Here is a 14,916-nt window from a genome sequence, read left to right on the forward strand (position 1 = left end):
AAAGCAGTAAGAATTATCATTTTAAAGCACCTACATATTATATACTGGAAATAAGAAGACGTCCGGCTGTTAATTTGTTGTGAAATATATTAAAATATACTGACTTTTAACGTGTTAATATGATGAAAAGGTATGTTTGTATAGGGACCCGCATAATTTGAATAAAGATATGTAAAATACGAGAGAGGGGGACACCATTATGAGAAAACAATTATTTACACTCTACTTTAATATTTTCCTAATATTTTTAGGAATAGGACTCGTTATACCGGTGTTACCAGTTTATCTTAAAGATTTAGGATTAAAAGGTAGTGATTTAGGTATACTGGTAGCTTCATTTGCATTAGCGCAAATGATTATTTCACCATTTGGTGGTGGACTAGCTGATAAACTGGGTAAAAAATTAATTATATGTATCGGTCTTGTTTTATTTTCAATATCTGAATTTATGTTTGCAGTTGGTCACTCATTTACAATTTTGGTTATTTCTCGTGTGTTAGGTGGTTTTAGTGCAGGTATGGTTATGCCTGGTGTAACAGGACTTATTGCTGATATTTCTCCATCACAAGATAAAGCAAAGAACTTTGGTTACATGTCAGCAATCATTAATTCTGGTTTTATTCTAGGTCCTGGTTTTGGTGGATTTTTAGCAGAAGTTTCACATAGATTACCTTTCTATTTTGCAGGTGGTTTGGGAATCATTGCTTTTATTATGTCATTAATTGTAATTCACAATCCAAAGAAAATGACAACAGCAGGTTTCCCTCAATATGATCCAGAACTCTTAACTAAAATTAATTGGAAGGTGTTCTTAACACCAGTGATTTTAACATTAGTATTAGCATTCGGATTGTCTGCATTTGAAACACTTTTTTCATTATATACATCCGATAAAGCTGGTTATACGCCTAAAGATATTTCGATTGCTATCACAGGAGGCGGTATTTTTGGCGCCTTATTCCAAGTGTTTTTCTTTGATAAATTCATGAAATTTACAACTGAATTGAATTTTATTGCGTGGTCATTACTATATTCAGCAATTGTTCTAGTAATGCTTATTATTGCTCAAGGGTATTGGACAATTATGCTCATTAGCTTTATCGTCTTTATTGGTTTCGATATGATTAGACCTGCAATTACGAATTATTTTTCTAATATTGCCGGTAATCGACAAGGCTTTGCAGGAGGACTTAACTCAACATTCACAAGTATGGGGAATTTTATTGGTCCTCTCGTTGCAGGTACACTTTTTGATGTGAATATCGAATTTCCATTATATATGGCTATAGCGGTATCATTAAGTGGTATTGTTATTATATTTATTGAAAAGATGATTAGAACTCGATTAAATCGAAACGCACAATGATGATAGATACCATTCAACGTTTTTCGTTGAATGGTTTTTATATGTGTAAAATATGAAGGTTTAAAAAATCACTAATATAACGTGATAAAATCCTTTAAATTTTTAATATTGTTTTCGAACGATTTTGAATGATTGTGGTACTTTTTTACTTAAAAAAACAGTTTAATGTATTAATTTAAGATAATTATTTCGTTTTTTAATGCTTTTATGTAACAAAAATAACAACTTCAGTAATATTACTGTTACAAATATTACAATCTATTTAAATTGTGACCCACATATCTAAAATTAAAAATTATTATGTTAAGATAGACAAAAATCGATTGAGAAATGTGGGTAAGGAGATGAATTTGAAAAACTTATTATTAAGTATCTTTGCAGTGATTTTGACGATATGTTTAATAGGTCTAATATTTTTAGCTACTAACCAAAATGCATTAGCTAAAGTACATCAGACTATTTGTACATTTTCAAAAGCGAATAAAGTATCTGCATTAGAGAAAACAATTAAATTTACTGATTTTAAAACAGCGAAGGCATCAGAAAAAAATGAAGACAATCATAATGACAATCAACAAAAGACTACATATTTAAAAAAAGACAATCATAGATCTGCAGAAAATCATTTTACACCAAGAGAATGTAAAGTGATTGCATTAAATTATGCGAGCAATCATTTAAATGAAAATTATGATTTAAAACAAGTTAATTATCAAAATCAATCATCAAAGTATCAATATGTGAATCAACAAAATCAACAACAATCAAATATAGTAGTGAATGACAACGGGCAAGTAGGGGAAAATCATTCACATATGAGATAGCACGTGCTTACTAATTGGAGGCATGTGCTTTTTTGTGATTACTATATAAAGAACTAGTGTTAAAATATAGAGGATTAAGTTAAGTAATACCAGAGGTGAGAATATGGGTAAAACCAAAAAAACAAATGCAATGCGCATGTTAGATAGAGCAAAGGTAGCTTATCAAACTAACGTATTTGAAGTAACCGAAGAACACCAAACAGGTGAACAAATAGCAGCACTTGTGCATGCTAATGTTGAAGATGTCTATAAAACACTTGTATTAGAAAATGCTAACCATGATCATTTCGTGTTTGTTATACCAGTGAATGCAACGTTAGATATGAAAAAGGCTGCTCACGAAGTAGGCGAGAAAAAATTAAATTTAATGCCCTTAGATCAACTTAAACAGGTGACAGGATATATTAGAGGTGGATGTTCACCTATTGGTATGAAGCATTTATTCCCGACTGTTATTGACCAGTCAGCGCTTAAACGAGAACAGATTTATATCAGTGGTGGCCAAAGAGGTATGCAAATCATTATCGCTATCAAAGATTTGATAGCAATGACAAACGCTAAAGTGGCTTCAGTCATTCATGACTAATGCACATGCAGTTATATAATAATCAATCAAACACGGAAATACATGAACACAACTAGTCTATAAGTTGGTAGATGTATTTTCGTGTTATTTTTGTCACAAAATGAACGTTTTTGATTGTTTTTGACAATTTTTGATTGAATTTTGTAAGCGTGCTCATTATAATGGTAATTGAGATGGGGTGGTTATATTGATATCTGAAAAGCGACACGATTTAATTTTACAAGAACTTATAAAAAAGGATTTTCTGACACTCCAGGAATTAATGGATAGAACCGGTTGTAGTGCCTCTACCATTCGACGTGATTTATCTAAGTTGCAATTAGCTGGTAAATTACAACGTATTCATGGTGGTGCGACACTTAACTATAATCGAATGGTCGAACCAAGATTAACAGAGAAATTGACGCAAAATTCACGAGAAAAGAAAGAAATTGCCAAACGAGCAGCTCGACAAATTAGAGATAATGAGTGTGTTTTTTTAGATGCTGGGTCAACAACATTAGAGATGATACCTTACATAGATGCAAAAGATATTATTGTTGTAACTAATGGTTTGACACATGTTGAACAGCTACTTAAAAAAGGGATTAAAACCTTAATGTTAGGTGGTCAAGTTAAAGAAAATACATTCGCTACAGTAGGTTCGAGTGCCTTAGAAACATTAAGACGATATTGTTTTGATAAATCATTTATTGGAATGAACGGTATAGATGTAAAGTATGGTTTAACTACACCAGATGAACAAGAGGCGTTAATTAAAGATAATGCTATGCGCCTTTCTAATGAAAGCTTTGTTGTTGTAGATGAAACGAAATTTAATCAAGTGTACTTTGCTAGAGTACCTGTGCAAGATAATACTCGAATCATTACATCTAAGCAGGGGTTACAACATGTGAATGAAGCGTTTACGGCACAATATGAATTTTTAGGAGGGACAATATGATATATACAGTTACTTTTAATCCATCCATTGACTATGTCATGTTTGTAGATGACTTTAAGATAGATGGGTTGAATCGTGCTCAAGATACAAACAAATTTGCCGGTGGTAAAGGTATAAATGTTTCAAGAGTACTAAAGACTTTGGGGGTTGATTCAACAGCATTAGGATTTGCTGGTGGATTCCCAGGCGATTTTATAGCTCAAACATTAAAAGATAGTGATATTCATACAAATTTTGTACAAGTAGAAGAAGATACGCGTATCAACGTTAAGTTGAAAACAGGTCAAGAAACAGAAGTGAATGCACAAGGACCTAATGTGACGGAAGCACAATTTCAATCATTATTAAATCAAATTAAGGAAACGTCAGACAAGGATACGGTTATTGTTGCTGGTAGTGTACCAAAGAGTATTCCGAGTGATGCTTATGCGCAGATTGCTAAAATTACGCGACAAACAGGTGCTCAACTAGTTGTAGATGCTGAAAAAGATTTAGTTGAAACAGTGTTAGAATATCAGCCACTATTTATTAAACCTAATAAAGATGAATTAGAAGTGATGTTTAATACATCTGTTAAAAATGATGAAGATGTTATTAAATATGCTAAACAAATCTTAGAAAAAGGTGCACAGTCAGTCATTGTGTCATTAGGTGGAGATGGCGCAATTTATGTGGATCATCAACAAAGTATTAAAGCTGTGAATCCAACAGGTGAAGTGATTAACACGGTTGGATCAGGCGATAGTACGGTAGCAGGTATGGTAGCAGGGTTAGCTACTGGTTTATCTGTGCAAGATGCATTTAAACAAGCAGTAGCATCGGGAACTGCTACTGCGTTCGATGCAGATTTAGCAACAAAAGAGGCAATAGAAAATATCAAATCACAAGTTACGATTTCTGTACTTGATGGGGAGTGAATAATATGAGAATAACAGAATTATTAACAAAAGAAACGATAGCAATGGATTTATCTTCATCAGACAAAAATGGTGTTATCGATGAGTTAGTGCATCAACTGGACAAGGCAGGAAAATTAAGCGATGTACCATCGTTTAAAGAAGCAATTCATAATCGTGAATCTCAAAGTACAACAGGTATCGGTGAAGGTATTGCTATTCCACATGCGAAAGTTAGCGCTGTTAAATCGCCAGCGATTGCATTTGGTAAATCGAAAGCAGGCGTAGATTACCAAAGTTTGGATATGCAACCAGCACATTTATTCTTTATGATTGCTGCACCAGAAGGTGGCGCTCAAACACATTTAGATGCATTAGCAAAATTATCAGGTATTTTAATGGATGAAAATGTGCGTGAAAAATTAATTAATGCATCCTCACCAGAGGAAGTATTACAAATTATTGATGCAGCTGATGATGAAGCAACAAAAGAAGAAGAAGCAGAAGCACAACAAAATGAAGCGGATGCAACAGCTGCTTCAACAGGTGTGGATGCAGAAGATAATGAACCATACGTTTTAGCTGTCACAGCATGTCCTACAGGTATCGCACATACGTATATGGCACGCGATGCTTTGAAAAAACAAGCTGAAAAAATGGGTATCAAAATCAAAGTAGAAACAAATGGTTCAAGTGGTATTAAAAACCATTTAACAGAACATGATATTGAAAAAGCATCAGGGATCATTGTAGCAGCAGATGTACATGTTGAAACAGATCGTTTTGATGGTAAAAATGTTGTCGAAGTACCTGTAGCTGACGGTATTAAACGACCAGAGGAATTAATTAATACGGCATTAGATACAAGTCGTAGACCATTTGTTGCTAGAGGTGATCGTTCTGGTAATAAGGAAGAGAATGAAGAAAAATTAAGTCCCGGAAAAGCATTTTATAAACATTTAATGAATGGTGTTTCTAATATGTTACCACTTGTTATTGCTGGTGGTATTTTAATGGCAATTGTCTTCATTATAGGACCAAACTCATTTGATCCTAAGAGTGCTGAACACAATGCATTTGCGGAGCAACTGTGGAATATTGGTAAAAATAGTGCCTTTGCATTAATCATTCCAGTATTAGCAGGTTTCATTGCTCGTAGTATTGCAGATAAACCAGGATTTGCAGCTGGTTTAGTTGGTGGTATGTTAGCCATTTCAGGTGATTCCGGGTTCATTGGTGGTATCATTGCTGGTTTCTTAGCAGGTTATTTAACTCAAGGTATTAAGTACATTACACGTAAGTTACCTCAATCATTAGAAGGTTTAAAACCAACATTGATTTATCCATTATTGTCAGTAGCAATTACAGGTTTATTAATGATTTATGTGTTTAATCCACCTGCTTCATGGTTAAATCACTTATTGTTAAATGGATTAAATGGACTTTCAGGTTCTAATATTATGTTACTTGGTTTAGTTATCGGTGCGATGATGGCAATCGATATGGGTGGACCATTTAACAAAGCTGCTTACGTTTTCGCAACAGCAGCACTTACAGAAGGTAATGCAGCACCAATTACTGCAGCAATGGTTGGAGGAATGATTCCGCCATTAGCAATTGCAACAGCAATGCTTATCTTCAGAAAGAAATTCACAAAAGAACAAAGAGGTTCAATTGTACCTAACTATGTTATGGGTGCATCATTCATTACTGAAGGTGCGATTCCATTTGCTGCAGCTGACCCAATTCGTGTAATTCCATCTATGATGATTGGTTCCGGTGTGGGTGGTGCGATTGCATTAGCATTAGGTTCAAGAATCAACGCGCCACACGGTGGTATCTTTGTAATCGCAACAACTGACTTCAGTCATATTTTACAAACATTATTAGCGTTAGTTATAGGTACTGTAGTTTCTGCCTTAATATATGGTTTCTTAAAACCAAAATTAACAGAAAATGAAATTGAAGCATCTAAAGCAATGGATGAATAATAGACTTCTAGCCCTTGTCGTTTAATCGACAAGGGCATTTATATTTTTACAAAACTAAATTTTAAATTGTATGATATGAATAAAATGAAAGGTTGTAGTAAAATAACAATCGAATCATTAGAATTAGAAAAGAAGGTATGGATATTGAAGGAATATTTACTTATAAACGGTCAGATTTATACAGAAAGTCAAAAAATAGAACAAGGTTTTATACATATTAAAGATGGCAAAATCATTGAAATTGGTTCTGCTAAAGATAGATTGAACACTTTAAGTAAAACGTATCCTACAGTAGATGTACAAGGTCATCATGTTATTCCAGGATTTATAGACATACATATCCACGGTGGTTACGGCGAAGATGCGATGGATGCCTCAATGGATGGTCTTAAACATTTATCTGAACAACTATTATCTGAAGGAACAACGTCATTTTTAGCAACAACGATGACACAATCAGATGATAGCATTCATCGAGCACTCCAAAATATTGCAGATTATTATCAAATTCAAAATAGGCATGATGCTGCAGAAATTGTAGGTATTCATCTCGAAGGGCCATTTATTTCAGAACATAAGGTGGGCGCACAACATCCTAAATATGTTCAAAGACCATCTATTGAAAAGATTAAGACATTTCAACAGACTGCCAATCAATTGATTAAAATTATTACTTTTGCACCTGAAGTTGAAGGTGCAACTGATACATTAAAAGCTTTAAATAACGACATCATATTTTCAATGGGACATACAGTAGCTACATATGATGAAGCAAATGAAGCTGTTGATAATGGTGCTAAACATATTACGCACTTATATAATGCAGCAACAGGTTTTGGACATCGAGAGCCAGGTGTTTTTGGAGCGGCATGGTTAAATCAAAACCTAAATACAGAAATTATTGTTGATGGTGTGCATTCACACCCAGCGGCTGTAGCAATGGCTTACCAAAATAAAGGTAATGAACATATGTATCTCATTACAGATGCCATGCGTGCAAAAGGAATGCCAGAAGGTGAATATGATCTAGGTGGCCAAAATGTTATTGTTAAAAATGCAGAAGCACGATTAGATTCAGGTGCATTAGCAGGTAGTATCTTAAAAATGAATGATGGTTTGCGTAACTTAATCACTTATACAGGTGCTAATATTAAAGACTTGTGGCGAGTGACAAGTTGGAACCAAGCCAAAGCCTTAGGTATCGATCAAACCAAAGGTAGTATTAAGGTTGGGAAAGATGCTGATTTAGTGATTGTTGACGATACGATTTCTGTCCTTAAAACGATTAAGAATGGTTATATTCATACATTTTAGATTTGATGAATAACTTGACTAAATAGGGGTATTAGTTTTAAATGTTATGTTGTAATTCTATAAACATAAATCAACCAAATGAAATATTTTTATGATAGAATAAAATCAATTACATTTTTTTAGGGGGTGTCGCAATGGGAAGGTCTTAGCATGTAAATATCATTTAAACCAATTCGAAAATTTTAATTACGTGTTAACCATGTGTGACACAGATAATATGGAGGTGAATCCCTAGAAATAGGGAATTAATTGGATACTTCGACCATAATTAGTTTAATTGTATTTTTTCTTTTAATTGCATTAACAACAGTATTTGTCGGATCTGAATTTGCACTTGTCAAAGTAAGATCTACGCGTATCGAACAATTAGCAGATGAAGGAAACAGTGGCGCTAAAATCGTTAAGAAAATGATTGCTAACTTGGATTACTACTTATCTGCATGCCAACTAGGTATAACAGTAACTTCATTAGGTTTAGGTTGGTTAGGTGAACCGACATTTGATAAATTACTACATCCTTTATTCGAACTAATGCATTTACCAAGCGCATTAACGACAACAGTTTCATTTGTCATTGCGTTTATTGTAGTCACATATTTACATGTCGTATTAGGTGAACTTGCTCCTAAATCATTCGCTATTCAACATACTGAGAAGATGGCGTTACTATATGCTAGACCGTTATATTACTTTGGTAATGTAATGAAACCCTTAATTTGGTTAATGAACGGTTCAGCACGCGTGATTCTTAGAGTGTTTGGTGTAGATCCGGATGCACAATCGGATGCAATGTCAGAAGAAGAAATCAAAATCATTATTAATAATAGTTATAATGGTGGCGAAATCAACCAAACTGAGCTTGCATATATGCAAAATATCTTTTCTTTTGATGAAAGACAAGCTAAGGATATTATGGTTCCCCGAACTCAAATGATTACGTTGAACGAGCCTTTTAATGTTGATGAACTATTAGAAACGATTAAGGAATACCAATTTACTCGATATCCTATTACTGAAGATGGTGATAAGGACCATGTTAAAGGATTTATAAATGTTAAAGAATTCTTAACTGAGTATGCATCTGGTAAAACAATCAAAATTGGTAACTATATACATGAATTACCGATGATTTCAGAGACAACACGTATTAGTGATGCACTTGTTAGAATGCAACGTGAACATGTTCATATCAGTTTGATTATTGATGAATATGGTGGTACAGCAGGTATTTTAACAATGGAAGATATTCTAGAAGAAATTGTCGGTGAAATCCGAGATGAATTTGACGATGACGAAGTAAACGATATCGTTAAATTAGAAGACAACAAATATCAAATTAATGGTCGTGTGTTATTAGACGACTTAAATGAACAATTTGGTATTGAATTTGAAGACTCAGAAGATATTGATACAATCGGTGGATGGCTACAATCTGAAAATACAAATCTGCAGAAAGATGATTTCGTTGATACAGAATACGATCGTTGGATTATATCAGAAATTGAAAATCACCAAATTATATGGGTTACTTTAAATTATGAATTTAATCAAGAACGCCCATCATATGAAGTGAATTCAGATGAGGAACAAACGGATTAACAATATTATCTTTGATGAAAAGACGCTTAAGCTATAATGTTTAAGCGTCTTTATTTACGTGTATTATAGTATGGTATACCTTTGCTTGCGCATTTCAACAACTAAGACATATGAAAGAGAGTGGTAGAAATGAATATTAATGATACACAATATTTAAATAATGGTTATCCTATGCCATCGATTGGCTTAGGTGTTTATAAAATAGCAGATGATGAAATGAATGAAGTGATTAATACCGCTATTGAAGCAGGTTATCGTGCATTTGATACGGCATATTTCTATGGTAACGAACAGTCCTTAGGGCAAGCGTTAAAGCAAACAAACGTTGATAGAGAAGATTTATTTATTACATCTAAATTATGGAATGATTATCAAGGATATGACAGTACGATTCAATATTTCAACCAATCTTTAGAAAATTTAGGTCTTGAATATTTAGATTTGTTTTTAATTCATTGGCCTTGTGAAGAAAATGGCTTATTTATAGAAAGTTATAAGGCACTAGAAACCCTTTATCATGAAGGTAAAGTCAAAGCCATAGGCGTTTGTAACTTTAAACAACATCATTTAGAGAAACTAATGCAAGAAACAGAAATAGTTCCTCAAATTAATCAAATAGAGTTACATCCATACTTTAATCAACAAGAATTACAAGATTATTGTGATCATCATGATATTAAAGTCACTGCATGGATGCCATTAATGAGAAATAGAGGATTATTGGACGATCCAGTTATTACGGATATAGCGAAACGCTATCAAAAGACACCAGCACAAATTGTTTTACGTTGGCATTTAGCACATAATCGCATTATTATTCCTAAATCTAAAACACCTAGTCGAATTCAAGAAAATTATAATATTTTAGATTTCAATCTTGAACTTACAGATGTAGCACAAATTGATAGTTTGAACCGAAATGATAGACAAGGTAAAGATCCAGATGAAGTCGCGATAGGTGATTTAAAATAAATAAGTTGAAGTAATGCGACACATCATAAATCATTGTATGAGTAAAAAACATTTATGTTATTTTTGAGGTCGTTTAATTTTACAAAAGTAATGATTTTCGATAAATATTGCGATAAACATTAATGGAATATTAAGATTTTGTAAATACAAAGGCTCTAAGTAGAATACACTATTAAGTAATTGATAAAATAATATTAAATCAATTACTAGAAAAGGATGTCATTGAATGAATATAAGAGTCATCATTCCTTGTTATAATGAAGGAGAAGTCGTATTAAAGACATATGAAAAACTGACTGAGATATTAAAGCAAGATAGTAGCGATAAACAATATGAATACGATTTACTATTCATAGATGATGGCAGTAAAGATTCAACTATTGATCATCTACAAAATTTAGCATTAGCCGACCACCACGTAAAATATATTTTATTTAGTAGAAACTTTGGTAAAGAGGCTGCTATGGTGGCAGGCTATCAGCATAGTGAACATTGTGACGCTGTAGTTATGATAGATGCTGATCTACAACATCCGCCAGAATTTATTCCGCAAATGGTTGAAGGATATAATGAAGGTTATGATCAAGTGATAGCAAAACGTGATCGTAAAGGAGAAAATGTCGCTAGAAAATCGATGACACGTGCTTATTATAAGTTGATAAATGCCTTTGTGGAAGATGTACAGTTTGAAGATGGCGTAGGTGACTTTAGATTAATAAGCAAGCGTGCAGTACAAGCACTGACATCTATGGATGAATATAACCGATTTTCAAAGGGATTATTTGAATGGATAGGTTATAATACGAAAGTATTCACCTATGAAAATGTAGAACGTGAAGCAGGAGAATCGAAATGGTCATTTGCCAAATTATTAAATTATGGTATTGATGGCTTAATTTCGTTTAATAATAAACCATTAAGAATGATGATTTATCTAGGTATGTTTACATTTTCACTCAGTGTACTATATCTTCTGTATCTTTTAATTAATATCATGATTTCAGGTGTAAACATTCCTGGTTACTTCACAACAATAGCTGCGATTACACTTTTAGGTGGTATTCAGTTAATGTCCATAGGAGTTATTGGTGAGTATATTGGTCGAATCTATTATGAAGTGAAAAAGCGACCTAAATATATTGTTCAGGCAACAAATATTGAACCTGAACAAACATCTGAAATATCACAGGAGTCAAATGACTCAAACAAGACACAATCTAGTAAAAATCAATCTCAACACTATCATCAAATTAGAAGATTTGATGCACATAGACATCAACCAACATATCAAGCAACACAAAATAGTGAAGAATATAAAGAACGTGTTCATTAAACAAAAAGCTTACAGGCTATGGATCAGTCCATGAGCTGTAAGCTTTTTATAATTTGATTTATCGACAACGAAAAAAAGAGGTTGAGACATAAAGTTTTTGTGCTTCTGGGAAACCGATTAACGGCGTCCCAAAAGCAAGATTATCGGCAGAAGGGACCCAACATAGAGAAATTGGTATTCCAATTTCTGCAAATAATGCAAGTTGGGCAAACGCTCACGATTCGACAAAATTTGGAAAACAATTCAAATGAACAAACTCAACTATTGAGTTTGTAAGAACTACTAACCTATGAATAAGGAAGTAGTTCTTTATCATCGTTCGGTTCTGCTCAAATCCTAAACGCTTTTGTCCGGACCTCTAAATATACGTTGCCATATGATAAATAATATGAATAGTACATAGATGATAGTAAATACATACCAAAAAGGTGTGAGTATCATCATAGCTATAAATGAGATGATAATTAATATCGTACCAATTAGCATAGGATGCTTGATTGTTTTTAAAATAGGTAGATGATTAAGTTCCGATACATTAAATGTACCTACAAATAATAATACTGCACCAATAATGAAAATAGCTGGAGCTAAGTATGGTAACGACATATAGACAGATTGTTCACTGGATATATCAGTTATAAACTGTGCTAAACTGATGACAATTACAAATATCACTGCAATGAACTTTTGGTCTTTTATCATGAAAGGGTTAATTTTTTTATTTAAATAGAGTTGTAATAATGCCCATACAATAAATAAAATCATCGTATAGATTGAAATGAAATTATATTTTGCGACTACAATTAAATCGATAATAGCATTTAATGAAATAGCTATTAGTATTGAACTAAATCGAAGTTGTTTAAATTGGTGCAAATATAAATCTATTCCTACAATGAGCAATACTACGGCAATATTAATTAATATATATAGAATCATGGTGTACTCCTATCCGTAATACTTCATTCAATTATTATATCAATTAACATAAACTTAATCATTATATAACACTCGAAATTGTTAAAGTTATATTAAATGAGTTTAAACGCCCTTCATATTACTCCATAACAAAGTGTGTAATTGAGGCAATACGTATACATTATTCATATCACTACTTGTCATGACACGATCGACTAATTGTTCATAACGTTGTAATAGCTTGGCAGTATGATTGTCGACGTCATCATCTAAATATGGATTACCAACTTGTAAATAAAACGGAATTGTTGGATAACGATGATGTATCATTTTAGCAAATTCGAAGTCATCTTCATCAAAAATAACGACTTTTAAATTAAGAGATTCAGGTACACATTGTTCAATAACGCTATCTAAAATATCCAAATTAGGTTTCATATTTGAGCTTGGTGGTTTAGGACTTATCGTTAAATCATCGATTTGTGTCATCCATGGTTGGAATTTACTGCCTTGAGTTTCTAGGGCAGTTTGAATATGATGTTCTTCAAATAAATCTACTAAATCTTGGATACCTTTGATAAGTGCTGGATTTCCACCAGAAATTGTGACGTGATTAAAATTATCGCCACCTATTTCACGCAATTTGTTATATATTTCTTCTGCAGACATTAATTGAATATCTTCCTTAGCACTACCATCCCATGTAAAGGCAGAATCACACCAACTACAGCGATAATCACAACCTGCAGTTCTAACAAACATTGTTTTTCTACCAATGACGCGTCCTTCTCCTTGAATTGTTGGTCCAAATACTTCTAATACAGGTATTTTAGCCATTATAAATCACCTTTAGGACGATATACGACATAGCTAGTAGGTGTTTCACGTAAATAAACTTGGACGCATTTTGGATGGTTTTTTTGATCTTTAAGGTATGATTGCACCATTTGATAAATAGTCTGAGCGACAATTTCTGTAGAAGGACTTTTACCTTTGAATTGAACTAAATCATTTAATAAATAATGATCGAATTGGTCATGTATCAATTTTTTTAAATCACTAAAATTCACTAAAAAACCGTTATGGTCTAATTCATCTCCAGCTATGGTAATATTTACGAAATATGTGTGCCCGTGAGTACGCATACATTTCCCAGCGTCTTCACTCGGAATGTAATGTGCTGCTGAAAAGTTAAAGTCTTTATTAAGTTCGAATTGATAGGGATGACTGACACTAGGATAAATTTGTTGAATCATCTTATTGTACTCCTTTCTTAGCAAGATATTTTTCGAGTCCACGTGATCTTAATTGGCAGGCAGGGCATTCACCACAGCCATCTCCAATAATACCGTTATAACAAGTTAGCGTATTTTCACGAATATAGTTTAATACCCCAAGATCGTCAGCAAGTTCCCATGTTTGTGCTTTATCTAACCACATTAATGGCGTGTGAATCACGAAGTCTCTGTCCATAGACAAGTTTAATGTTACGTTCATGGATTTAATGAAGCTATCACGACAGTCTGGATATCCTGAGAAGTCAGTTTCGCACACACCAGTAATAATATGTTTAGCTTTAATTTGATAAGCTAATGCACCAGCGAATGATAAGAAGAGTAAATTACGAGCAGGTACGAATGTATTTGGTATGCCATCTTCAGTATCTTCAATTTTTAAATCATGTTGTGTTAATGCATTAGGTGTCAGTTGCGATAACAACGACATATCTAATATGTGGTGTTCTACGTTTTGCTCTTGAGCAATTTTTTTTGCTACTTCAATTTCAGTATCATGTCTTTGTCCATAATTAAAGGTAACGAGAGTAACATCTTTAAAATGCTTTTTAGCATAAAACAAACATGTTGTACTATCTTGACCTCCGCTAAAGACGACAATAGCTTTGTTTTGATCTAGAGTGTGTTGCACCATAATTATTCCTCCTGTATATCATTAGTCACTGAAACCGAACATTAGGGCATAAAAAAAGCCTATCTCTATAAAAAAGATAGACGACAGATTGTGAATACACATATAATTTTAAAGAAAGTATTAAAATGATATGTCTATTTGCAATCAGAAATTGAATTCAGTGTCTAGTTTTTTATAGAGGGTTTCGGCTAGGAACCTCTGATAAATATATATTTTGTACGCAACATAGAATAAACCAATTCATA

General features: G+C 33.1%; 14 protein-coding genes. 10 read left to right on the forward strand and 4 right to left on the reverse strand.

Annotated elements, in window-relative coordinates; all coding sequences use genetic code 11:
- Positions 1-199 precede the first annotated feature (199 nt).
- The 10 genes from norA (at position 200) to ACJQQZ_RS00950 (ending at position 11,824) form a co-directional block, all read left to right on the forward strand.
- A complete protein-coding gene (gene norA / locus ACJQQZ_RS00905; RefSeq protein ID WP_124228509.1) occupies positions 200-1,366 on the forward strand; it encodes a multidrug efflux MFS transporter NorA in 1,167 nt (388 codons plus the stop codon).
- A gap of 344 nt (positions 1,367-1,710) precedes the next feature.
- Complete coding sequence (locus ACJQQZ_RS00910; protein ID WP_037551992.1) at positions 1,711-2,190, forward strand: hypothetical protein; 480 nt, start codon at positions 1,711-1,713, stop codon at positions 2,188-2,190.
- Positions 2,191-2,293: 103 nt separating this feature from the next.
- Positions 2,294-2,776, forward strand: a complete 483-nt coding sequence (ybaK, locus tag ACJQQZ_RS00915) for a Cys-tRNA(Pro) deacylase (RefSeq protein ID WP_145505777.1) — start codon at positions 2,294-2,296, stop codon at positions 2,774-2,776.
- A gap of 187 nt (positions 2,777-2,963) precedes the next feature.
- Positions 2,964-3,719: a DeoR/GlpR family DNA-binding transcription regulator gene (locus ACJQQZ_RS00920; protein ID WP_124228507.1), complete on the forward strand. Its 756-nt coding sequence runs from the start codon at positions 2,964-2,966 to the stop codon at positions 3,717-3,719.
- Positions 3,716-4,636, forward strand: coding sequence for a 1-phosphofructokinase (gene pfkB, locus ACJQQZ_RS00925; protein ID WP_124228506.1), 921 nt, complete (start codon positions 3,716-3,718; stop codon positions 4,634-4,636). The genes ACJQQZ_RS00920 and pfkB overlap by 4 nt, the downstream gene beginning before the upstream one ends.
- 5 nt (positions 4,637-4,641) lie before the next feature.
- Entirely contained in the window at positions 4,642-6,606 is a 1,965-nt protein-coding gene (locus ACJQQZ_RS00930) for a PTS fructose transporter subunit IIABC (RefSeq protein WP_002450968.1), read from the forward strand.
- A 144-nt stretch (positions 6,607-6,750) separates the two neighbouring features.
- Positions 6,751-7,920, forward strand: a complete 1,170-nt coding sequence (gene nagA / locus ACJQQZ_RS00935; protein ID WP_107532244.1) for an N-acetylglucosamine-6-phosphate deacetylase — start codon at positions 6,751-6,753, stop codon at positions 7,918-7,920.
- Positions 7,921-8,169: 249 nt separating this feature from the next.
- Entirely contained in the window at positions 8,170-9,519 is a 1,350-nt protein-coding gene (locus ACJQQZ_RS00940) for a hemolysin family protein (RefSeq protein ID WP_107532194.1), read from the forward strand.
- Between the two features lie 129 nt (positions 9,520-9,648).
- Entirely contained in the window at positions 9,649-10,491 is an 843-nt protein-coding gene (locus tag ACJQQZ_RS00945; RefSeq protein ID WP_075778891.1) for an aldo/keto reductase, read from the forward strand.
- Positions 10,492-10,717: 226 nt separating this feature from the next.
- Positions 10,718-11,824, forward strand: a complete 1,107-nt coding sequence (locus ACJQQZ_RS00950; RefSeq protein WP_408023013.1) for a glycosyltransferase family 2 protein — start codon at positions 10,718-10,720, stop codon at positions 11,822-11,824.
- Positions 11,825-12,160: 336 nt separating this feature from the next.
- Here ACJQQZ_RS00950 and ACJQQZ_RS00955 read toward each other — a convergent pair whose 3' ends face one another.
- The 4 genes from ACJQQZ_RS00955 to queC form a co-directional block, all read right to left on the reverse strand.
- Positions 12,161-12,763 carry a hypothetical protein gene (locus ACJQQZ_RS00955; protein ID WP_049423587.1) on the reverse strand — a complete coding sequence of 201 codons (603 nt, stop codon included), beginning with the start codon at positions 12,761-12,763 and terminating at the stop codon, positions 12,161-12,163.
- Positions 12,764-12,865: 102 nt separating this feature from the next.
- Positions 12,866-13,579 (reverse strand): 7-carboxy-7-deazaguanine synthase QueE, encoded by a 714-nt coding sequence (gene queE / locus ACJQQZ_RS00960; protein ID WP_002450962.1) that lies wholly within the window; start codon positions 13,577-13,579, stop codon positions 12,866-12,868.
- Complete coding sequence (queD, locus tag ACJQQZ_RS00965; RefSeq protein WP_002450961.1) at positions 13,579-13,998, reverse strand: 6-carboxytetrahydropterin synthase QueD; 420 nt, start codon at positions 13,996-13,998, stop codon at positions 13,579-13,581. The genes queE and queD overlap by 1 nt, the downstream gene beginning before the upstream one ends.
- A gap of 1 nt (position 13,999) precedes the next feature.
- Positions 14,000-14,671 (reverse strand): 7-cyano-7-deazaguanine synthase QueC, encoded by a 672-nt coding sequence (queC, locus tag ACJQQZ_RS00970; RefSeq protein WP_002450960.1) that lies wholly within the window; start codon positions 14,669-14,671, stop codon positions 14,000-14,002.
- Between the last annotated feature and the right edge of the window lie 245 nt (positions 14,672-14,916).

Origin of the sequence: Staphylococcus sp. KUGN1, from assembly GCF_045984185.1 — a bacterium.
GTDB lineage: Bacteria > Bacillota > Bacilli > Staphylococcales > Staphylococcaceae > Staphylococcus > Staphylococcus warneri_A.